Genomic DNA, 20,648 nt, shown 5'->3' with positions numbered 1-20,648 from the left:
AAATTTAAAGCAAGGAATAATTTTCAAAAATGGATATGCAAAAAATTCAAAAATTAAAAAATTCTTTAAAAGACTATGAGGCATATTGTTCTAGACTTTTTTTAAAGCAAGGCTCTTTTAGCTTTTACCATTCTAAAGAGATTGATCGTTTTATAGAAGATATTTATGAACTTGTTTTAAATGATTTTTTTGATGATTTTTTTCCACATAATGACAAAATTCCTTTTTGTATTATCGCCATTAAACAATATGCTAAAATGAATTTAAGCATAAAAGAAAGTATTGATTTATTGCTCATTTATAAAGATATAAAAGCTTATAATATTAAGCCTTTAATGAAAGCATTTATTACTTTTTTAAACGATATTGGTTTAAGCATTAACTATCAAATTTGTGAAATAAATGGACTTTATAATATAGCTAAAAATGAGCTTAAACAAAATATTTTACAATACCGCTATATTAGTGGCTCTAAGATTTTATTTAAACAAATCAAAGAAAAAATTTCCCAAGCTCAAGATGAGTTAAAAGAAGAATTTGCTCTAAAAATCTTGCAAGAATTTAACCCTTATTATCAACCTTTAATCAAGCAAGAATTTGATATTAATAAAAATTTTGGCGGTTTAGATGAGCAACTTAATATAGAAAATTTAAATATTTTATTTAAAGATTCTCCCAAAAATTATATGCTTAATTTTATCAATGAAAAAGAATTTAGCGAATTTAAGCTTGCGAGTGATTTTTTATTTTCACTTAAATGTGCAATGAATCTTTTAGAAGGTAAAAACACAAATTTATTTTTAATACAAAATTCACAAGAACTTGCCAACTTAATGCATAAAAAAGAAAAGAAAAATTTAGATCTTAAATCCATACTCATTCAAAAAGCAATGCAAAGTATGCAAATTTGTGGAATTTATACACATTTTTTAGCAAGATGTATCCAAGAAAAACATTATAAAGAAAATAAACTTTATGAAATACAAGATAACTTTTTTACTCATTCAGATGAAAATGAAAATTTAAATTTAATACTCAATCGACTTTTAAAATTAGATGATAAAGATTATAATTTTGATATCAAACTCATTTTTGCATTAAAAAGAGCAGAAAATAAAGATGAAAATTTAGAATTATTCAAGAAAATTTTAGAAAGAAAGCATTCTTTTGCTCTTTTAAAACTTCTTGCTGATGCTAATATTTTAAAAGATTTTTGCAAACCTCTTACTCAAAGTAAATTTTTACTCGAAGAAGAAGGTGTTTATAGCGCATTAGATAGAGCATTACTTTGCTTAAAATACTTTGAAGAAAAAGATTGCAAATTTGATAAAAAAACACTTCTAATAATAAAGCTTACCATACTTTTAAGTGCTATTCATGAAGAAAATGAAATTTCTTTAGCAAATATTTACAGGGCTTATGTAGGAAAATTCCAAGTTGATAATGAACTTTTAGATTTTGGCTTAAGATTGTATAAAAATTTTAACGCTTTTAAAGACATTATAGAAAAAGAAGATATTTATAATTCTACTATTGTTTTAAATTTTATTTCCAAATTAAATGATATAAATACCTTAAAAACCTTACATCTTTTATCTTTTTGCAATGCTAAAGCTTTAGGTATAGAAAATCATTTTTATTATAAAAGTTTAGAAAGATTGTTTCAAAATGCGCTAGAAGGCTTTGAGGATGAGAATTTAATTGATGAGAGCCAAAGAAGAGTAAAAAAAGAACAAACTCTAAAAAGAAGTAAGGCTTTTTTAGATCTTGATGAGCAAACTCAAGATAATATCACTCATATTAAATCTAATCTCTTTTTTATAAAAAATAGTTTTGAAAAAATCATTAAAATAGCACAAATTGCACAAAAAGAAAATTTTACTTTTTGGCTTGATAATCAAGATAATTTTACCCTAGAGCTTATAATGAATAGAAAAAACAATCTTGAAAATATACTCAATACTTTAAGTTCTTTAAATTTAGTCTTTATGAGTTTTTTTGAATTATTTGATGAAAAAGTTTATTTGAAATTTGAATATTCAGATATAGTAAGCGATACTCAAAAACAAAGTTTAGAAAATTTACTTAATTCTAAATTGCATTTAAAAGTACAAAAAAAGGCAAAAAAACCAAACATTAAAAAAGATGAATTAAAATTAGACATGAATTATTCCAAAAGCTATGCCAAAATAACCTTAAACACAAAAGATCAAAAAGGTTTAATGGCTTATGTAATGGATGTACTTGCAAGATATGATATTATCTTAAGTGCAGCAAAAATTCAAACCATAAAAGAAAGAACGCGAAATGTTTTGATTTTGCATAAAAATGAAAGCTTGCAAGATCATAAAGATCAAATTCTTAAATCACTAATAAGCGAGTAAAAGATGTGTGGAATAGTAGGTTATATAGGAACTAAAGAAAAGAAAAAAATCATATTAGAAGGTTTAAAAGAGCTTGAATACAGAGGCTACGATAGCGCCGGTATAGCAGTAATGAAAGATGGAGAATTAGACTTTTTTAAAGCAGTTGGAAAATTAGAAAATTTAGCTAACAAAACTGCTAATTTTAATAGTGATGGATTTGGGCTTGCTATAGGCCATACGCGTTGGGCAACTCATGGAAAACCAACCGAAATAAATGCGCATCCACATTTAGGACAATACTCTTGTGTAATACATAATGGAATCATAGAAAATTACCAAGAATTAAAAACAAAACTCACACAAGAAGGTATTAATTTTCTAAGTCAAACTGACACTGAAGTTATTGTACATTTATTTGAATATCATGCGAGTAATTTAGAACCATTTGAAGCTTTTAAAAAGACCATAGCTGAACTAAAAGGTGCTTTTGCAATCTTGCTTGTGAGTAAAAAAGATCCTAATACAATTTATTTTGCTAAAAATGCTGTGCCACTCATCATCGGAAAAAATGGCGATGAAAATGAATATTATTTTGCATCAAGTGATGCACCTTTAGTTTCTTTAGTGGATAAAGTAGCTTATCTTGAAGATGGAGATTATGGATATGTTAATTTAAATGAATGCAAAATTTGTCATGATCAAGCTTGTATACAACCTACTTTTGTGGCTTTAAGTCAAGATAAAAGTTATGCTCAAAAAGATGGTTATAGGTTTTTCATGGAAAAAGAAATTTATGAGCAAAGTAGAGTTTTAGGCGAAGTTTTAATGGGACGATTACAAGGTGAGCAGATTGTTTTTGAAGATATAAATGAAACTCTTTTACAAAACATAGATGAAATCACACTTTGTGCTTGTGGTACAAGCTATCATGCAGCATTAAGTGGGGCTTATTTACTTGAAAGACTTGCAAAAATTAAAACTAAAGTTGAAGTAGCAAGTGAATTTAGATACAGAGAAGCCATTATAGGTAAAAATACTCTTTTTATAGTAATCTCTCAAAGCGGCGAAACAGCTGATACACTAGAAGCTTTAAAAATAGCAAAAACACAAGGAGTTAAAACTTTAGCAATATGCAATGTGGATAATTCTAACATCGTGCGTTTGGCTGATATATCTTTACTTACTAGAGCGGGTATTGAAAAAGGCGTAGCTTCAACTAAAGCATTTGCCACTCAAGTAGCAACTTTATGGATGCTTGCAATCTATCTTGCACAAAAAGCAAATTTAGATATGAGTAAAGAAATCAAGGCCCTAAGAAGCTTACCAAGTATAGTTAAAGTTGAACAAAACTTGCATGAAAAAGTACATAGAATTTCAAAAAGATACCTACATGGCCATGGCTTTTTCTTTATAGGAAGAGATGTGTTTTATCCATTAGCACTAGAAGGAGCTTTAAAACTTAAAGAAATTTCATACTTACATGCAGAAGGCTATCCAGCAGGTGAAATGAAACATGGGCCTATTGCTCTAGCAGATAGTGAGCTTTTTACCGTTGCATTAATGCCGCAAAATTGTCTTTATGAAAAAACAAAATCAAATGTAGAAGAATTAGCTGCAAGGGATTCTACTTTACTTGCTATCTCTCCACTTGATTTTGATTTAAGTGATGATTTTATAAAAACTTCAAAACAAGAGCACTATATGTGCGAATTTTTCGAAATGATGGTAATCTTACAACTTCTAGCTTTAGAAGTTTCTATAAGACTTGGCAATGATGTGGATATGCCAAGAAATCTAGCAAAAAGTGTTACAGTAGAATAATATTTGTGTAGTTTTGAAAAAAACTACACTTTTTTAAAAAATTTTATAAATACTTCTTAAATTATAAGCAAACTTTAGGGTTTATTTAGTTTAAATATCACAACTTATTTTATTACAAGGAAAGGCCATGGAATACAGAATCGAACACGATACTATGGGAGAGATTAAAGTTCCTAATGATAAATATTGGGGAGCACAAACTGAAAGAAGTTTTGAAAATTTTAAAATTGGTTGTGAAAAAATGCCAAAAGTTTTAATTTATGCTTTTGCAAATCTTAAAAAATCTTTGGCTTTGGTAAATAATAAACTTGGTAAATTAGATGATGCTAAAAAAAATGCTATCGTGCAAGCTTGCGATGAGATTGTAGCAGGAAAATTTGACGATAATTTCCCACTAGCAATATGGCAAACAGGTTCAGGCACTCAAAGCAATATGAATATGAATGAAGTTATAGCAAACCGTGCAACTGAAATTATGGGTGGAGATTTTAGAAAAGAAAAGCTTGTTCATCCAAATGATCATGTAAATATGAGTCAAAGTTCAAATGATACTTTTCCAACTGCTATGAGTATAGTTTCGGTAGAGCAAGTAGAGAAAAAACTTATCCCTGCTTTAGATGAGCTTATTGCAACTTTTGAAAAAAAAGTAAAAGAATTTGAAGGAATTATTAAAATAGGAAGAACTCACCTTCAAGATGCTACACCACTTACCTTAGCTCAAGAATTTAGCGGATATCTTTCTATGTTACTTCACTCAAAAGAGCAAATTATCGCTTCTTTACCTACATTAAGAGAACTTGCAATAGGTGGGACAGCTGTTGGTACAGGATTGAATGCACATCCAGAACTTAGTGAAAAAGTAAGCGAAGAATTAAGCAAGCTAATAGGCACTAAATTTATTTCAAGTCCAAATAAATTCCATGCCCTAACAAGCCATGATGCAATTAATTTTACTCATGGAGCCATGAAAGGCTTAGCTGCAAATTTAATGAAAATAGCAAATGATATTAGATGGCTAGCAAGTGGTCCTAGATGTGGTCTTGGGGAATTAAACATACCTGAAAATGAGCCAGGAAGTTCTATCATGCCAGGCAAGGTTAATCCTACTCAATGTGAAGCTTTAACTATGGTTGCAGTGCAAGTTATGGGAAATGATACAGCTATTGGCTTTGCAGCAAGCCAAGGAAATTTCGAGCTTAATGTTTTCAAACCTGTGATTATTTATAACTTCTTGCAAAGCCTTGATTTATTAGCTGATGCTATGCATTCATTTAATATCCATTGTGCTGTTGGTATAGAGCCAAATAAAGAAAAAATAGATCATAATTTACATAATTCTTTAATGCTAGTAACTGCACTAAATCCACATATTGGCTATGAAAATGCAGCTAAAGTAGCAAAAAATGCTCATAAAAAAGGTATTTCTTTAAAAGAAAGTGCTATGGAACTTGGCTTAGTAAGCGAAGAAGACTTTGCTAAATTTGTAGATCCTACAAAAATGATAGGAGTAAAAAAATAATCAAAAGACTAGGAATAACCCTAGTCTTTTTAAGGATTTAAATGATTTATGAAAATGATTTTTTATTTATAGAAAAAGAAGATTCTCAAATTCCTTGGGTGAAAATTTTTACTAAAGAAAACTACAAAGAATTAAGTGATTGTCCAACCTTTTTGCAAAATATGCTTTTTCAGTATGTTTTAGCTTGTGAGTTAAGCCTTAGAGAATACTACAACCCAGAAAAAATCAACATAGCTTCCTTTGCAAACTATATACCAAGAGTGCATTTTCATGTTATGGCACGTTTTAAAGAAGATGGGTTTTTTCCTGAAAGTATGTGGGGAAAACAGCAAAGAGAAATTAAGGATTTAAATTTACCTGATTTTGAAGGATTTACATCAATATTACTTAAAAAAATAAAAAATATTTATGTTTAAAAAATTTATTAATTCTAGTTATCAAGTCCTATCACATCATCTACTTAGGATTATTTTAGTACAAAAATCATATAAGTTTAAAATATGAGAAAATCAAACCATAAGCTTGATAATAATTCATCTTTGTTTTTATAAAAGGTCAAATAACTTTTTTTAAAACTCATGTTTTTATTAAAAACAGCAAATAAATTATTTAATATAACAAACTAAAATATCAAAAAAAGAAAGGTTTAAACTATGAAGCAATTGTTATTTTTACTTACACTTTGCTCACTTGCATTTTCCACGCAATGTGAGGTTAAAATAAAGCAAATTCAAAAAGAAATAGCTTATGCTAAAAATTACAATCATCAAGAAAAAGCTTTAAGTTTAGAATTAGCCTTAAAAGAAGTTCAGGCAAATTGTGCAAAAGATCCTCTTTTTTATGATAAAAAATTAGAGGCTAAAAAACTTAAAGAGCAAGAGATAGAAAAAATCGAACAAGAGTTAAAAGAATTAAAAAAAGATTATATGAGTAAAACAGAGTATAAAAACAAAAAACAAGCTTTAAAAGACAAAAAAGACAAAATCAAAAAAGAGATTGAAGAATATATCAACAAACTCTAATTTAATTCCAAATTTGCCACCATTTTTTATTTTGTTGTTTTAATTTTTGCATTAAAATATTTTGATTTTTTAATGCAAATTCATTTTCTCCATCAAGCTTTTAGTAATTCTTTGGTATATTCTAAAACTTGTTTACTCAATCATTTTATTAAAAAGCTCTATAGCCTTTTGATAATCTTCCAAAATCTGAATTTTCAAAACATTCTTTAGCTAAATCTGATAACTCAGTAATTAAATTATCCAAATCTTAACCCTAGTTTTGATTTTCTTTATTTAAACTTTTCAAAAATTCTTCTATATTATATTTTGTTCTATAAGTTTCACTCATTAAGTGAATCAAAATATCTCCCAAATCAAGTACAGTCCATTCTTCACTACTTTCTATATTTAAAAACTCTTCACCTTTACTTTTAAGATTAGTTTTTAAATCATCAATCAAAGAAAGTGCATGTCTTTCTCCCATAGTGGTAGCAATCACTACAAATTTGACAAAATAATCCTTATCTTGCATATCAAAAGTTTCTATTAAGTCTGCCTTTTTATCATCTAAAATTTGCACTATATTGTTAATTCTTTCTTGCATTGTTTTCCTTTTGTTAAATATTTTTAAATTTAGAATAATAAAGCTTAACTTCTTCTTTGATTTGCTCACAAACTTGCGTTGTTTGTAAAGTTTGTCTTATAAAAGATGAAGAGATATTTACTTTAGTATCTAAAGTTTTAAAATGTTTTGGTATAAAAATATCATCTCTTTTAGCTATAACAAATTCTACCAAATTTTGCAATCTTTCAAATTCATGCCATTTTTCAAGACTTTGCAAATGATCAGCTCCTAAAATAAGATAAAATTTTGAAATTTCATATTGCTTATATAAAAATTCAACACTTTCTATACTAGGCACAGGTCTTTGCTTTTTTATTTCAAAATCACAAATTTCAACTTTTATTAAGCTTCCCCAAATTTCCTTGCACCATTTTAAGCGTCTTTGTTCATCTGCAGTAAATTCTTGTTTAAAAAGACTAATAAAAGTAGGCATAATAATGAGCTTATCAAGCTCTAAATTTTCTAATGCATTTAAGACTATAGCATTATGACCTAAATGAGGCGGATCAAAACTACCACCAAAAAGTGCAATTTTCATTAAAATTTAACCTTTTTTTAGTAGAATTTTATCTACTTAATCATAAAAAGGAAATGAAAATGACTGTAAAAGTTGCAATAAATGGCTTTGGACGCATTGGAAGATGTGTTGCAAGAATTATCATGAAACGCGATGATATAGAACTTGTAGCGATTAATGATACTACTGATATTGAACTCACAAAATATCTTTTTAAATACGACACCGTTCATGGGGTATATGATGGTAGTGTTGAAAATGAAAATGATGATTTAATAATTGATAATAAAAAAATAAAAGTTTTAAAAAGTAGAAATGTAGCAGATTTAGACTTTGCAAAATATGGCGCACAAATTGTTTTAGAGTGTACCGGTGCACACTTAACCATGGAAAAATGTCAAGGATTTTTAGATCATGGGGTGCAAAAAGTCATCATGAGTGCACCTGCAAAAGATAAAACTCCAACCTATGTTTTAGGAGTAAATGCACATGAATACAAAGGCGAAAATATCATCTCAAATGCAAGTTGTACCACCAACTGCCTAGGACCAATTTGTAGAGTTTTGCAAGATAATTTTGGCATAGAAAAAGGTTTAATGACTACTATACATGCTTACACCAATGGTCAAAGTATTATTGATGCAAAAGCAAGAGATAAAAGAAGATCACGCGCTGCTGCACAAAATATCATCCCTACTTCTACCGGTGCAGCAAAAGCTATGAAGCTTGTTATGCCTGAACTTGATGGAAAATTACATGGTCAAAGCATGCGTGTGCCTGTAGCTGATGTATCAACTGTAGATTTAACTGCAACTTTAAAGAAAAAAGTAAGTAAAGAAGAAATCAATGAAGCCTTTAGAAAAGCAGCTGCTAGTAATTTAAAAGACATATTATTGGTAGATGATGAAGAAAGAGTTTCTAGTGATTTTATAACTTGCTCTTATGGTGCAATTGTAGCAAGTGATTTAACTCAAGTTATTTGTGATGATTTTGTTAAAGTGGTTGCTTGGTATGATAACGAATGGGGTTATTCTTCTCGTTTAGTAGATATGGCAGTATTTATAGCAAAGGCTTAAGATGAGTAGTATTTTATCGATTAAAGATATTGATCTTGCAAAGAAAAAAGTATTTATAAGATGTGATTTTAATGTTCCTCAAGATGAGTTTTTAAATATCACCGACGATCGTCGTATTCGCTCGGCCATCCCTACTATAAGGTATTGTTTAGATAATGGCTGTGCGGTTATTTTAGCTTCACATTTAGGGCGTCCAAAAGAAATAGCTTCAAAATACTCTTTAGAACCAGTTGCAAAAAGACTTGCACGCTTAATGGCTAAAGAAGTCATCATGGCTAAAGATGTTATAGGTGAAGATGCAAAGAAAAAAGCTAGCGAATTAAAATCAAGTGAAATTTTGCTTTTAGAAAATTTACGCTTTGAAAAGGGTGAAACTAAGAATGATGAAAATTTAGCCAAAGAACTTGCTTCTATGGCTGATGTTTATATTAATGATGCTTTTGGGGTTTGTCATAGAGCCCATGCTAGCGTTGAAGCTATTACAAAATACTTTGATAATACAAACAAGGGTGCGGGATTTTTACTCCAAAAAGAAATTGAGTTTGCAAGCAATCTTATCAAACACCCTGCGCGTCCTTTTGTGGCCGTAGTAGGTGGCTCTAAAGTAAGTGGGAAATTACAAGCTTTGACTAACTTGCTTCCAAAAGTAGATAAATTAATCATAGGCGGAGGTATGGCCTTTACTTTCTTAAAAGCTCAAGGTTATGATATAGGAAATTCTCTCTTAGAAGAAGATTTAATTGAAGAAGCAAATAAAATCTTACTCAAAGGTAAAAATCTAGGTGTAAAAATTTACCTTCCTGTGGATGTTACAGCAGCGCAAACTTGCTCTCAAGAAGCAGTGATGAAATACACTCCTGTGCAAGAAATTCCTGCAGGTTGGATGGGGCTTGATATAGGTCCTGCTAGTGTAAGATTATTCAAAGAGGCACTTTCTGATGCTCAAACTATATGGTGGAATGGGCCTATGGGGGTTTTTGAAATCGATAAATTCTCAAAAGGTAGCATTAAAATGAGCCATTATATTAGTGAATCTCACGCAACAACTGTAATAGGTGGTGGCGATACTGCTGATGTTGTAGCAAGAGCTGGTGATGCTGATGAGATGACTTTCATTTCAACTGGCGGTGGAGCATCATTAGAACTTATAGAAGGAAAAGAACTTCCTGGTGTAAAACCTTTGACTATAAAGGATAATGAATGATTTTTGCAGCAAATTTAAAGTGCAATCATACAAGATCAAGCTTTGAACTTTATGCTCAAGAATTAAATCAAAATTTAAACAAAGAAGATGAAATTTTCATCTTCCCACCTAGCATAGCTTTTTTAAAAGACAATTTTTCATTTCAGCAAGGCGCGCAGAATTTCTACCCTTGCGAAAATGGAGCCTATACCGGAGAAATTGGTAAAATTCACTTAGAAGAATTTAATATCAAAAGTGTTTTAATAGGTCATTCTGAAAGAAGAGCTTTAAATGAAAATGAAAGCTTTTTAAAAGCTAAATTTGATTTTGCAAAAAATCTTGATTTTAATATCATTTATTGTATAGGCGAAAGTTTAGAAACCAAAAATACTAATAAAAGCTTAGATTTTTTAAAAAAACAAATTGAAAATATTGATTTATCTTATAAAAAACTTATCATAGCATATGAGCCTATTTATTCTATAGGCACAGGAGTTAGTGCTAATCTTGATGATATTAATACCATACTTAATTTTTTAAGAGAATTTACTAACGCTAAGCTTTTATATGGTGGAAGTGTCAATCAAAACAATATTAAAGAAATTTGTGCTTTAAAAAATTGTGATGGAGTATTAATAGGTTCAGCCGCATTAATTGCAAATGATTTTTTAAATATGATACAAATAGCCAAAGGTTAAAAAATGTCTTTAAGCAATGAAGAATTAAAAAGCATATTAGAGCATAAAATTGCTCTATTAGAAAACTCGCATAAAGAAGAGAAAAATATCTCATTAGAAGCCGTAAATTCTGTCATTAAAACTTTAGGTTTGCCAAATGATTTTAGCCCTTTAGCACATAGATATTTTCAACTTCACACCCCACCTAGTCTCATATGGCTTCATTTAAGTGAATGCACAGGATGTAGTGAGAGTTTGCTTAGAACTTCATTGCCTGACTTTTTAGATCTGATTTTTGATTTCATTTCTTTAGAATATCATGAAACCTTTATGAGTGCAAGCGGACACCAGGCAGAATCGCATTTAGAAGAAGTTTTAGAAAAAAAAGATTTTCTTTTGGCCGTTGAAGGCGGGGTTTGTGCTATAGATCCTTTTTATCTAACTATAGGAGCACATGGTGAAAATGGATATGAAATTTTACAAAAATGTGCCAAAAATGCTAAAACAATCTTTGCTATGGGAACTTGCTCAAGCTATGGAGGAATTCAAGCTGCACATCCAAACCCTACCAAAAGCATAGGAATTTCTAAAGTCTTGGAAAAAAAAGTAATCAATATACCAGGTTGTCCTCCAAGTGATGTAAATATCATCGCAGCGCTTTGCTTTTATATATTATTTGAGCAAGACATGGCTTTAGATGAACAAAATAGACCTTTGGCTTTTTATGGTAAATGTTTGCATGATTTATGTGAAAGAAAAGCTAAATTTGAAGCAGGCAATTTTGCTCAAAGTTTTAACGATGAAAATATAAAACAAGGTTATTGTCTTTTTAAAGTAGGTTGTAAAGGACCTTATGCTTATAATAATTGCCCTAAGGTTAAATTTAACTCCAAAACCTCTTGGCCAGTAGCTGCAGGACATGGCTGTATTGCCTGTAGTGAAGAGAATTTTTGGGATGATTTTGGTTTTTATGAAAAACCTATGAGCAATGAATTTGCTTATAATAATTTTTCTATTATATTGGATAATAAAATAGTCCATAATAGCTCTAATAATGAGCTTAATTCAGATAATATTTTGTTAGATTTAGAAAGCGATATTAGTGGAATTTTTTATCAAAATGACACAAAGATTAATTTTTTAGACTTTAGTTTTGAAGCTAATCCTAAAGTTTTTTTAAATAATTTTGCAAAAACTAAAATGGCTATGACTTTAGTGCAAAATTACCAAGAGCAATTTAAAACATATTATAATTTTATACAAGAAAATTATAATAATGAAGGCAAAATTAGCAATAACATCTTAGATTTATTTTATTTTATATATCCTTTTATTAGCGGAAAAAAATTAAGCCATTTAGATGAGTTTTTAGATCTTGCTTTAGCTTATAAGTTCAAACATCCTAGCAAATTTGATTTTAAAACTACCATTAATGAACAAGCAAAGCTTGATATTTCTAAGTCAATGCGTATGCCTTTGATTTATATTTTAGGTGGTTTAGATAAAGAAGCTATTGCTTTTGGATTGATTTTTTCTTTAAAAGAAAATTTAAAACAGGCTTTAAAAGCATGTAAAAATATACATAACAAAAAACAAATTTTAATACACTCAAATAATGAAAAAATACTAAAATTATTTTGGGATTTAACGAGTGTTTAAAGACTTAATGATAAAATATTTATCTCCCTAGTATTTGAAATTTGCAAAGCTTAAAAACTTTGCAAATTTATTTAAGATTTAGTTATTTTGACGATATAACTTTATCTTGATTTGAAAGGAACATTATGCAAATTTCTAGCTACAACTCTCAAAATTTTTCTATGGATATAAAAACAAAAAACGGCAATCATCTTTCTTTTTCTATGTACGATAAAAAAGAAGCAAAATTAGATAAAGATGGAAATTCAGCATCTTTGAGTTTAAGAAATCAATTTGGTTTTTCGTTTTCATATAGTGGCACAAAACTTTCACAAGAAGAAATTGAAGAAATTAAAGAAGCAGTAGCCAAAATACAGCCTCAAATTGATGAATTTATGAAAAACTCAAGAGTAGGAACCTTAAAGCCAAAAGAGCTTATCACCACTGCGATGAAAATTGGCGATGCTCTGCCTATACCAAAAAATGAAGAGCATAAAAAAGCAACCTTGCATGAGTTATTTAATATTATGGATAAAAGTTTAAATAAAGAAATGACAAAAACTGATCTTGAAGATATTAAAAAACAGATTTTCCAAGATAGTGCTAAATTATTAGAAGAAATTTGGAAGCAATATAATAATCAAGAAAAGAAAAAAGAAGAAGAAAATAATAAAGAATTTGGATTTTACGCTTAAGAAGGAAAATAAATGCAAGTAAAAGATATTTTAAAAAGCATGCTAGAACTCCAGCAAAAATTAAATGATGATACTAATGGTATAGGATGGGAAAATGGCTATACCAAAGAAGGTAAATTAATTAGCTTTAGAAGATGCATTTATATGGAGTGTGCTGAACTTATTGATTCTTTTGCTTGGAAGCATTGGAAAAGTATACACACTCCTGCAAACTGGGATAATGTATGTATTGAAATAGTAGATATATGGCATTTTATCTTGAGTTTAATTTTAGAAGAATACAAAGAAAAACAAATTAATGATAAAAATTTCATAGCAGAAGAAGTTTCTTCTGTAAGTTTTTTTGATGATTTTTGCAAAGAAACTTCTAATCCAAACGAAGCAGATATTTATGGAATTTTAAATGATATTGAGCTTATTATCCATAAATGCAGTGGATTTGATTATGATTTAGGTGAGCTTTTAAGTGTCTATTTTATTCTAGCTAGCAAATGTGGCTTAAATTTCTTTAAACTTTACAAAACATATATTGGAAAAAATATTTTAAATCAATTCAGACAAGAAAATGGCTATAAAGAAGGCACATATAAAAAAACATGGAATGGTGTAGAAGATAATGAAGTTTTAAATCAAATTTTAAAAGAAACCTTAGATTATAAAGAAATTTACAAAAAACTTCAAAATTATTACGATGAATTAAAATGAATATTTTATATCTAAGCTTGCAAAATTTTTTTAGTAAACCTTTTTTAAAATTTTCTTTTTTGCCTTTTTTTGTTAGTTTAATTATTTTAGCCTTGCTTGTATTCTACACCTATGATATCTTTTTTTCTTATATTGAAGATGTCATTAGCGGAACTTTCATGGCTTGGTTTTTTAGCTTTTCCATAGTACAATTTTCACTTACATTTTTGAGTGCCATAGGTGGATTTTTCATAGTAGTTTTTGCCTCAGTATTTTTATCCATGCTAATTATTTCTTTTTTAACGCCTTATATAGTAAAAAAAATAAATCAAAAATACTACAACTATTTCATACAAAAAGAAGTAAATTCTTTAGAAGTTTTACTCAAAACATTTAAATTTATATTGACTTTTTGCGTATTATTTATAATCGCTACTTTTTTACTAATCATACCTTTTATAAGTATTGTGATTTATTATGGAGTTTTTTATTATTTATTTCATAAACTTTTACTCTTAGATGTATTAAGCAATGTCTTGGATAAAAATTCTTTTGATAATTTTTATAAGAACTCTTCACCTTTGAACTTTAAAATAAGTACTTTAATATTTTTTATTTTATCAAGCATTCCTTTACTTGGACTATTTTTACAAGTATTTTATGTAATTTTTTTAACTCATTTAAGTTACCAAAAGATCTTAAATTTAGAAGCTAAAAATAATGGATGAGAGAATTAAAAAATTCATTTATTCTCAAAAACTCTTAACCTTGAGCGTGCAAGATAATGATGAAATATATTGCGCAAGTTGCTATTATACTTTTGATGATAAAAATCTTGCATTGATTTTTGCTAGCGAAGAACATACTAGACACATTCAGCTTTCTTATAAAAATCCAAAAGTAGGAGTTAATATAGCACTAGATACAAATATTATCAATCTTATTAAAGGAGTACAAATTAAAGCTATTTTTAGAAAAGCTACCGCAGAACAAGAAAAAATATATTATGAAAAATTTCCCTTTGCAAAACTTGCAAAAGCTTGTATTTTTGCTCTAAATATACAATGGGCAAAATATACCGATAATAAAATTCTACTTTCTAAAAAATTAGAATTTTTTATTTAAAAATATCCTAAAAATATAATATTTTTTAATAAAAATTAATTTTTTTATAATTTTTTAAATATTTTTTTAATAAAATCATACAAACTATCATAATCATAAAGTCAAATATTGACTTTGTCAAGGAGAAAAAATGCTCTCTTCTATTAAGAAATACCTACTAGGTAATTTTTCCAACAAAATAGCTTTCTTAGTTTGTATTTTTGTTGTAGTTTTGCTATGTGTTTTAGGTTTTTTTAATTATGTTAAATCTAAATCCAATAGCCATACACTGTTAGTTCAGTTTCAACAAAAGGTTGCTTTTGATGTGAGTAAAAGATTTGATTTATACGCAAGCGATAGACGCAATGTGATCAATTCTTTAACAAAATACATCAAAGAAAATAAAAATAATCTAAATTCAACACAATATACTAGTTTATTAAATTCTATAGGAAATTCTTTGGGTTTTGATTTAACCTATGTGGGTTTTGAAGATGGAACTATATTTAGATCAAATGGCAATAATCAAACTCCAGAAAGTGGTTATGATCCTAGATCTAGAGGATGGTATAAAGAAGCCAAGGAAAAAAGAGAGTTAATTGTCACAGATCCTTACATATCATCTAGTATGCAAAAACCAACCATTTCTTATGCTAGTCCTATTATAGACAATGGAGAAGTTATAGGTGTAGTTGCTGCTGATTATGATTTGAAAAAATTCTCAGAAGAAGTTTTGGCTATAGGTAAAACACCTTATTCACATGCTGCTGTTTTAGCTGATGATGGAACTTATCTTTTTCATACCGATTCTTCCAAAATCTTAACCTCAACTAATATTAGTAAAGATATTATTTCAAATTATTTTAAAACAACTGAAGGTGCAAATAAAGGTCTTTCTAGGGATATTTTCAAAATTCAAACTAAAGAAGAAGGGATCAAAGCTTTAATTTGTAATGGTAGTATCAATCCAAAATATACTATTTGCTCTATAGCTGATTATGATTTTTACAGCGATACAGCTAAACAAACATTGATGGAACAAATTATTATTTCCTTAATTGCTATTTTTATTACTTTGATTTTTATTAGAATAATCATTTCTTATAATCTTAAGCCAATTGCTATTATATCTTCAGGCTTGCATAATTTCTTTAACTATTTAAATCATAAAGACATTCATTCACACCCTATTAAACTAAAAACTCAAGATGAATTTGGGAAAATGGCTGATGAGATTAATGAAAATATTAATATTATCAAAGAGGCTTTAAGTAAAGATGCAAAAGCTATTGAAGAATCTGTAAATGTTGCTAGAAAAATAGAAACAGGTGAGCTTAATTTACACATTAGCTCTCATGCTAACAATCCACAAATTCAAGAACTCATAGATGTTTTAAATAAAATGCTTGATACTTTACAACAAAAAATTGGTAATAATTTAAACGAAATTCAAGCGGTATTTGATAGTTATAAACAATTAGATTTTACTGCAGCTATTAATACCCCAAAAGGCGATGTTGAAAAAGCAATCAATGCCCTTGGGAATGAAATCAAAAACATGCTTTCAAAATCACTAAACCAAGGTGAGTTATTAAATCAAAAAGCCGAAGCACTCAAACAAAGTATGCATGAACTTACAAATGATGCCACACATCAAACCTCATCATTACAAGAAAGTGCAAGAGCTTTAGAGCAAATGAATTCAACTATGAGTGAAATTTCTATCAAAGCACAAGATGTAGTTAAACAAAGTAATGATATTAAAAGTGTTACCACTATGATTTCAGATATTGCTGATCAAATTAATCTACTTGCATTAAATGCAGCTATTGAAGCAGCTCGTGCAGGAGAACATGGTAGAGGCTTTGCTGTTGTTGCTGATGAAGTTAGAAACTTAGCAGAAAGAACTCAAAAGTCTTTAGGTGAGATTGAAGCTAATACTAATATCTTAGCCCAGTCTATAAATGATATGGGTGAAGCTATAAAGGAAGAAGCTAATGATATTAGCCAAATTAATGAGTCAGTGGCTACTATAGAAAAACTTACACAACAAAATTCTCAAACAGCAATACATACAAATGCTATTGCAAATGAAGTAGATTCTTTAGCACAAGATATATTAAGTGAAACAAAAAAAAGGAAATTTTAAAAGATGCCTTTTTGGCATCTAGATTTAAGAAAAAGAAGGTTTAATTTGTTCTAACCAAGCATCAATTCTACTTTCGGTTAAATCCTCATGGTTATCATTATCCAATGCAAGCCCTACAAATTTATCTCCTTCTACCGCATCACTTGATTCAAAAGTATAACCACCTGTAGAAACTGAACCTACTAAATTTGCACCTGCTGCTTTTAAAGCCTGAGCAAGTTTTCCCATAGCACTACAATATGTATCTGAGTAGCTTTCACTATCTCCCATACCAAAAACTGCAACGGTTTTTCCACTAAGATTTAAAGCTGAAAAATCAAAACTATCCCAATCATCTTGAAAATCTCCACTTCCCCAAGTAGAAGTTCCGCAGATTAATTTATCATAAGAATTGATTTTTTCTGCATTAATATCTGCAATATTTAACACATCTGAAATTCCTAATTTTTGAGCGATCATATTTGCCGCACCTTCGGTATTTCCCATAGAGCTACCATAAATTACTGCTACTGACATTTAACATCTCCTTAAAATTTGATTATTAATAGTATAGGGAACTAATTTTAGCAAAGTTTTGTTATTTTCACATAAATTATGTCTTATTTCTTTATGTTGAGTAAAATTTTTATTTCTTGGATACACAATATAAAATATTTCAAAAACATTTTTTTTGATAATTTGCAAAGCTAAATTTATATCCTTTTTATTATCTTCAAAAAAAGAAGGCATAATAGCCATTTTATCATTGATAATAATGATATTTTCTTGAATATCTACCCTAGCCTTTACATTGCTTTTACAAATTTTATCATATACAAAAGACTCAAAAGCCACCTGTGGATCTAAGATAAAATTTGATGACATAAAAACATTTTGTATTAATCTAGCTAAAGCATATTTTGGCATCTTTGCTTCAAGCTGTAATTTATTTAAATTTCCTTCTTTATATGCTTTGATGATTTTATGAGAATATGGACAAAATTGTTTTATTTTACTAAATTTCAAAACCCTTTCTGTGATCATATTTTGGATTTTTAACTCAAAAATATTTCTTAAACTAGTAGCTTTTTTTGCATAAATATAAGGTATTTTTAGATCATTTTCCACCAAAGAATTATACAAATTTAAAAAAATAAAATTAATATTTTCTTGTTCTAAATCTCTAAATATTTTAGGTACCAAATCCTCTTTGTTATTAAAACCAAACATATTATGCCTTTTTTGTACATTCATAAGTTTGTTCAAGACCAAAAACCTTGCAATATTCGCAATATACACAACTCACACTGCGTTTAGCACAAACCAAAGGTATATTGCGTTTTTTTGCCTCTGTTTTAATTTTTTTCATGGTGTTGTGATTTAAAAAACTAGTAAGCATGACTATGCATTCAGTATTTTGTGGAATGGGTTTTCTATTTACCCTATTTTCATTTCTAGCATCCCAATGCTCTATACTTTTTGCGCCTAAATTTGTCAAAACTGCCTTAATTGGAGTAATTTCATCTGCACCTATAACCAAAACTGACATTGAGCTTTCCTTTTATAAAAATGATAATTGTTATTATAATTTATAAAAGATAAATTTTAACTGATACTCAATATCAATTTTTAAAATTATGTATTATAGGTTTGATCAAAAATATCTGCGTGTAAAATCTCTTCTAAAACCACTGTAGCATATGAACCTTTTTGCAAGAAAAATTCTAAAGTAAAATGAGCTTTTTCTTCATCATAATAACTTTTACAATCTTGCAAATAAGACCACATAAAGCGTCTTGAACCTTGCATTTTATCTTTAAACTCATATGCAAAAGAAAAAATCTCATCTTCTAATTTTTTAGCTAGACCTTCATTTGTTTCATAAGCTTTAGAGCCTATTAAAAGCCCCATAGAACTAATATCTTTTTGATTAAATCTTTCTACTTCACTTGGCAAATCTTCACATACAAAGCATTTACCAAAAGGATAATGCCCTAAAACTTCACCTTTTAAAATCTTAAAAAACTGCTTTTGATTTTTTAAACTTTTAATTTCATCTTTATCTAAATCATAAATTTGTTTTATTTCTTTTTCACTAAAATCATTGATAAAATGTGATAATTCCACCCTTTTACTCAAATATCTGTTAAAAAGTTCGCTTTGAAAGGCAGAAATTAAAAATTCTTGTATTTTTTTATTTTTGATTTTTTTACCTTTTAAAATTTCTAGTCCTTGTAAAAAATTATCTTGAAATTTACCAAAACGCTGATATCCAAAATAATTAGCAAAACCTTGTTCTTGGATATTTTTGAAAGCTTGTTCTATTTTTAAAGCATCTACTTTTGAAACTTTTTTTAATCTTATAAAAAATGAATTTCCTTTTAAATGCCCTATTCTAAGTTTATTATCATGATAAAAACTTTCTAAAATTTTCATCTTATCATGTTTAAAATTTTTTAAGCCCTCTTCAAATTTTTTAGGCATAGAAATATATTGAAAAGTTAAGCCTTGTTTATCTTTTAAACCACTATAACCAAAATCTCTCATTTTAACACCGCTTTGCTCACTTAAAATTCTCAAAGCTTCACTGGTGCTTAGATCTTTTTTTTGTATATGTAAAATAAGATGTTCACCTTTACCACTAAATTCATACAAAGGCTTTTCTCTTACTACAAAATCATTACTATTTTTTGAAAAATACACATTTATCGGGCTGTGTTTTAAAGTATATAAGGGCTTAAAAATGATGTTCTCTTCCATAAAATTTATACCTTCCTGTTGTTGTTTTTGCAAAAATATTTAGTTTAATTCTATGTTTTTTAGCCATATTTTGTATAAATACTTTATGTTTTTTATCAAAAGCAAATAAAATTTCATACTCTTCTGCACTATTTAAGCTAAATTTATCTAATTTTTTAAGAAATTTTATACCAAGTTGATTTATAAAGAGCATTCTCGATAGATCCTTATTTAAACCATCTGAAATATCCATACTTACTCTGACTTTTTTTGCTATATCATAAAAAAATTTCTGCCTTAAATTTGGTTTTATAAAACGATGTTTAGAATGTAATTTTCCACCGCGAAATAGTATATTTAAACCTTTTAAACTCTCACCTAATTTCCCACTAAAAGCAAGCAAATCTCCCTTTTTTAAACCTTTTCTAAAAATAGCCCTTTTATTCACTTTAGAAATAATAGTTATACTAATATTAATTTTCCTATCTGCTATAGTATCTCCGCCTATAATTTGCACCCCAAATTCTTTTGCGCTATCTAGCAAGCCTTTTTGCAAAGCTTTAACTTGTTTCATTTCTAAACATTTTGGTAAAGAAAGCCCTAAAAGAGCGTATTTTGGTGTAGCATTCATAGCAATTGCATCAGAAATATTAACGAGCATAGCTTTTGCACCAATTTGCTCTAAACTCATCCAAGAGCGTTTAAAATGCACATCCTCACAAAATAAATCTTTAGAATAACAATATCCATCGATGATTGCTCCATCATCTCCGTTGATAGAATTTGCAAAAGCATTTATAATAAATTTTTCTTTATCCATGTGAATATTTTATACAAAAAGCTTTTAATTTTATATAATAATCAAATTTTTATAA

The 20,648-nt window shown here is 28.4% G+C and carries 21 protein-coding genes and 1 pseudogene; 15 read left to right on the top strand and 7 right to left on the bottom strand.

Going from position 1 to position 20,648, the window contains the following annotated elements; all coding sequences use genetic code 11:
* Positions 1-29 precede the first annotated feature (29 nt).
* From L8U37_RS03570 to L8U37_RS03550, 5 genes are all read left to right on the top strand, one after another.
* The gene (locus tag L8U37_RS03570) at positions 30-2,384 is read left to right on the top strand and encodes a nucleotidyltransferase (RefSeq protein WP_263728608.1); all 2,355 of its coding nucleotides are present in this window, start codon (positions 30-32) and stop codon (positions 2,382-2,384) included.
* A gap of 3 nt (positions 2,385-2,387) precedes the next feature.
* Positions 2,388-4,187, top strand: coding sequence for a glutamine--fructose-6-phosphate transaminase (isomerizing) (gene glmS / locus L8U37_RS03565; RefSeq protein WP_263662841.1), 1,800 nt, complete (start codon positions 2,388-2,390; stop codon positions 4,185-4,187).
* Positions 4,188-4,314: 127 nt separating this feature from the next.
* Positions 4,315-5,706 carry a class II fumarate hydratase gene (gene fumC, locus L8U37_RS03560; protein WP_263676382.1) on the top strand — a complete coding sequence of 464 codons (1,392 nt, stop codon included), beginning with the start codon at positions 4,315-4,317 and terminating at the stop codon, positions 5,704-5,706.
* Between the two features lie 41 nt (positions 5,707-5,747).
* The gene (locus L8U37_RS03555; protein WP_263728607.1) at positions 5,748-6,122 is read left to right on the top strand and encodes an HIT family protein; all 375 of its coding nucleotides are present in this window, start codon (positions 5,748-5,750) and stop codon (positions 6,120-6,122) included.
* Positions 6,123-6,359: 237 nt separating this feature from the next.
* Positions 6,360-6,728, top strand: a complete 369-nt coding sequence (locus L8U37_RS03550) for a DUF1090 domain-containing protein (protein WP_263728606.1) — start codon at positions 6,360-6,362, stop codon at positions 6,726-6,728.
* A 253-nt stretch (positions 6,729-6,981) separates the two neighbouring features.
* On the opposite strand, the gene rsfS is transcribed toward L8U37_RS03550, so the two are convergent.
* Entirely contained in the window at positions 6,982-7,311 is a 330-nt protein-coding gene (gene rsfS / locus L8U37_RS03545; RefSeq protein WP_263728605.1) for a ribosome silencing factor, read from the bottom strand.
* 13 nt (positions 7,312-7,324) lie between these two features.
* Positions 7,325-7,870 (bottom strand): nicotinate (nicotinamide) nucleotide adenylyltransferase, encoded by a 546-nt coding sequence (gene nadD / locus L8U37_RS03540; protein ID WP_220566299.1) that lies wholly within the window; start codon positions 7,868-7,870, stop codon positions 7,325-7,327.
* Between the two features lie 59 nt (positions 7,871-7,929).
* Here nadD and gap point away from each other — a divergent pair, with 59 nt between their 5' ends.
* From gap to L8U37_RS08195, 10 genes and pseudogenes are all read left to right on the top strand, one after another.
* On the top strand, positions 7,930-8,925 hold the full coding sequence (gene gap, locus L8U37_RS03535) for a type I glyceraldehyde-3-phosphate dehydrogenase (protein ID WP_263728604.1): 996 nt from the start codon (positions 7,930-7,932) through the stop codon (positions 8,923-8,925).
* Position 8,926: 1 nt separating this feature from the next.
* Entirely contained in the window at positions 8,927-10,129 is a 1,203-nt protein-coding gene (locus tag L8U37_RS03530) for a phosphoglycerate kinase (RefSeq protein ID WP_263659824.1), read from the top strand.
* Positions 10,126-10,806, top strand: a complete 681-nt coding sequence (locus tag L8U37_RS03525) for a triose-phosphate isomerase (RefSeq protein ID WP_220566302.1) — start codon at positions 10,126-10,128, stop codon at positions 10,804-10,806. Before L8U37_RS03530 ends, L8U37_RS03525 begins: the two co-directional genes overlap by 4 nt.
* A 3-nt stretch (positions 10,807-10,809) precedes the next feature.
* Positions 10,810-12,444 carry a hydrogenase small subunit gene (locus L8U37_RS03520; RefSeq protein WP_263728603.1) on the top strand — a complete coding sequence of 545 codons (1,635 nt, stop codon included), beginning with the start codon at positions 10,810-10,812 and terminating at the stop codon, positions 12,442-12,444.
* Positions 12,445-12,569: 125 nt separating this feature from the next.
* The gene (locus L8U37_RS03515) at positions 12,570-13,118 is read left to right on the top strand and encodes an ATP-binding protein (protein ID WP_220566304.1); all 549 of its coding nucleotides are present in this window, start codon (positions 12,570-12,572) and stop codon (positions 13,116-13,118) included.
* A gap of 12 nt (positions 13,119-13,130) precedes the next feature.
* Positions 13,131-13,823 carry a dUTP diphosphatase gene (locus L8U37_RS03510; protein ID WP_263728602.1) on the top strand — a complete coding sequence of 231 codons (693 nt, stop codon included), beginning with the start codon at positions 13,131-13,133 and terminating at the stop codon, positions 13,821-13,823.
* Positions 13,820-14,530, top strand: a complete 711-nt coding sequence (locus tag L8U37_RS03505) for an EI24 domain-containing protein (RefSeq protein WP_220566306.1) — start codon at positions 13,820-13,822, stop codon at positions 14,528-14,530. The genes L8U37_RS03510 and L8U37_RS03505 overlap by 4 nt, the downstream gene beginning before the upstream one ends.
* Positions 14,523-14,927, top strand: a complete 405-nt coding sequence (locus L8U37_RS03500) for a hypothetical protein (protein WP_263672839.1) — start codon at positions 14,523-14,525, stop codon at positions 14,925-14,927. The genes L8U37_RS03505 and L8U37_RS03500 overlap by 8 nt, the downstream gene beginning before the upstream one ends.
* A gap of 130 nt (positions 14,928-15,057) precedes the next feature.
* Positions 15,058-15,726: pseudogene (locus L8U37_RS08200) on the top strand (cache domain-containing protein); the annotation flags it as partial.
* A 213-nt stretch (positions 15,727-15,939) separates the two neighbouring features.
* A complete protein-coding gene (locus tag L8U37_RS08195) occupies positions 15,940-17,055 on the top strand; it encodes a methyl-accepting chemotaxis protein (protein WP_404842194.1) in 1,116 nt (371 codons plus the stop codon).
* 24 nt (positions 17,056-17,079) lie between these two features.
* On the opposite strand, the gene fldA is transcribed toward L8U37_RS08195, so the two are convergent.
* From fldA to L8U37_RS03470, 5 genes are all read right to left on the bottom strand, one after another.
* On the bottom strand, positions 17,080-17,571 hold the full coding sequence (fldA, locus tag L8U37_RS03490) for a flavodoxin FldA (protein WP_133319365.1): 492 nt from the start codon (positions 17,569-17,571) through the stop codon (positions 17,080-17,082).
* The gene (locus tag L8U37_RS03485) at positions 17,572-18,264 is read right to left on the bottom strand and encodes a hypothetical protein (protein WP_133319366.1); all 693 of its coding nucleotides are present in this window, start codon (positions 18,262-18,264) and stop codon (positions 17,572-17,574) included.
* 1 nt (position 18,265) lies between these two features.
* Positions 18,266-18,583 (bottom strand): DUF2325 domain-containing protein, encoded by a 318-nt coding sequence (locus L8U37_RS03480; RefSeq protein ID WP_133319367.1) that lies wholly within the window; start codon positions 18,581-18,583, stop codon positions 18,266-18,268.
* Between the two features lie 86 nt (positions 18,584-18,669).
* On the bottom strand, positions 18,670-19,803 hold the full coding sequence (gene truD, locus L8U37_RS03475) for a tRNA pseudouridine(13) synthase TruD (protein ID WP_263662845.1): 1,134 nt from the start codon (positions 19,801-19,803) through the stop codon (positions 18,670-18,672).
* Positions 19,772-20,593: a thiamine-phosphate kinase gene (locus L8U37_RS03470; protein WP_263660509.1), complete on the bottom strand. Its 822-nt coding sequence runs from the start codon at positions 20,591-20,593 to the stop codon at positions 19,772-19,774. The genes truD and L8U37_RS03470 overlap by 32 nt, the downstream gene beginning before the upstream one ends.
* Positions 20,594-20,648 lie beyond the last annotated feature (55 nt).

Source organism: Campylobacter sp. RKI_CA19_01122 (genome assembly GCF_025771325.1).
In the GTDB taxonomy this organism is placed as follows: domain Bacteria; phylum Campylobacterota; class Campylobacteria; order Campylobacterales; family Campylobacteraceae; genus Campylobacter_D; species Campylobacter_D lari_D.
Note: the sequence above shows the minus strand (reverse complement) of the source record. Positions and strands in the feature narration are given on the sequence as shown.

Excerpts from the sequence above, each read along its gene's own strand:
- L8U37_RS03570 (WP_263728608.1), top strand. The coding sequence starts at position 30 with ATGGATATGCAAAAAATTCAAAAATTAAAAAATTCTTTAAAAGACTAT.
- glmS (WP_263662841.1), top strand. The coding sequence starts at position 2,388 with ATGTGTGGAATAGTAGGTTATATAGGAACTAAAGAAAAGAAAAAAATC.
- fumC (WP_263676382.1), top strand. The coding sequence starts at position 4,315 with ATGGAATACAGAATCGAACACGATACTATGGGAGAGATTAAAGTTCCT.
- L8U37_RS03555 (WP_263728607.1), top strand. The coding sequence starts at position 5,748 with ATGATTTATGAAAATGATTTTTTATTTATAGAAAAAGAAGATTCTCAA.
- L8U37_RS03550 (WP_263728606.1), top strand. The coding sequence starts at position 6,360 with ATGAAGCAATTGTTATTTTTACTTACACTTTGCTCACTTGCATTTTCC.
- rsfS (WP_263728605.1), bottom strand. The coding sequence starts at position 7,311 with ATGCAAGAAAGAATTAACAATATAGTGCAAATTTTAGATGATAAAAAG.
- nadD (WP_220566299.1), bottom strand. The coding sequence starts at position 7,870 with ATGAAAATTGCACTTTTTGGTGGTAGTTTTGATCCGCCTCATTTAGGT.
- gap (WP_263728604.1), top strand. The coding sequence starts at position 7,930 with ATGACTGTAAAAGTTGCAATAAATGGCTTTGGACGCATTGGAAGATGT.
- L8U37_RS03530 (WP_263659824.1), top strand. The coding sequence starts at position 8,927 with ATGAGTAGTATTTTATCGATTAAAGATATTGATCTTGCAAAGAAAAAA.
- L8U37_RS03525 (WP_220566302.1), top strand. The coding sequence starts at position 10,126 with ATGATTTTTGCAGCAAATTTAAAGTGCAATCATACAAGATCAAGCTTT.
- L8U37_RS03520 (WP_263728603.1), top strand. The coding sequence starts at position 10,810 with ATGTCTTTAAGCAATGAAGAATTAAAAAGCATATTAGAGCATAAAATT.
- L8U37_RS03515 (WP_220566304.1), top strand. The coding sequence starts at position 12,570 with ATGCAAATTTCTAGCTACAACTCTCAAAATTTTTCTATGGATATAAAA.
- L8U37_RS03510 (WP_263728602.1), top strand. The coding sequence starts at position 13,131 with ATGCAAGTAAAAGATATTTTAAAAAGCATGCTAGAACTCCAGCAAAAA.
- L8U37_RS03505 (WP_220566306.1), top strand. The coding sequence starts at position 13,820 with ATGAATATTTTATATCTAAGCTTGCAAAATTTTTTTAGTAAACCTTTT.
- L8U37_RS03500 (WP_263672839.1), top strand. The coding sequence starts at position 14,523 with ATGGATGAGAGAATTAAAAAATTCATTTATTCTCAAAAACTCTTAACC.
- L8U37_RS08195 (WP_404842194.1), top strand. The coding sequence starts at position 15,940 with ATGGAACAAATTATTATTTCCTTAATTGCTATTTTTATTACTTTGATT.
- fldA (WP_133319365.1), bottom strand. The coding sequence starts at position 17,571 with ATGTCAGTAGCAGTAATTTATGGTAGCTCTATGGGAAATACCGAAGGT.
- L8U37_RS03485 (WP_133319366.1), bottom strand. The coding sequence starts at position 18,264 with ATGTTTGGTTTTAATAACAAAGAGGATTTGGTACCTAAAATATTTAGA.
- L8U37_RS03480 (WP_133319367.1), bottom strand. The coding sequence starts at position 18,583 with ATGTCAGTTTTGGTTATAGGTGCAGATGAAATTACTCCAATTAAGGCA.
- L8U37_RS03470 (WP_263660509.1), bottom strand. The coding sequence starts at position 20,593 with ATGGATAAAGAAAAATTTATTATAAATGCTTTTGCAAATTCTATCAAC.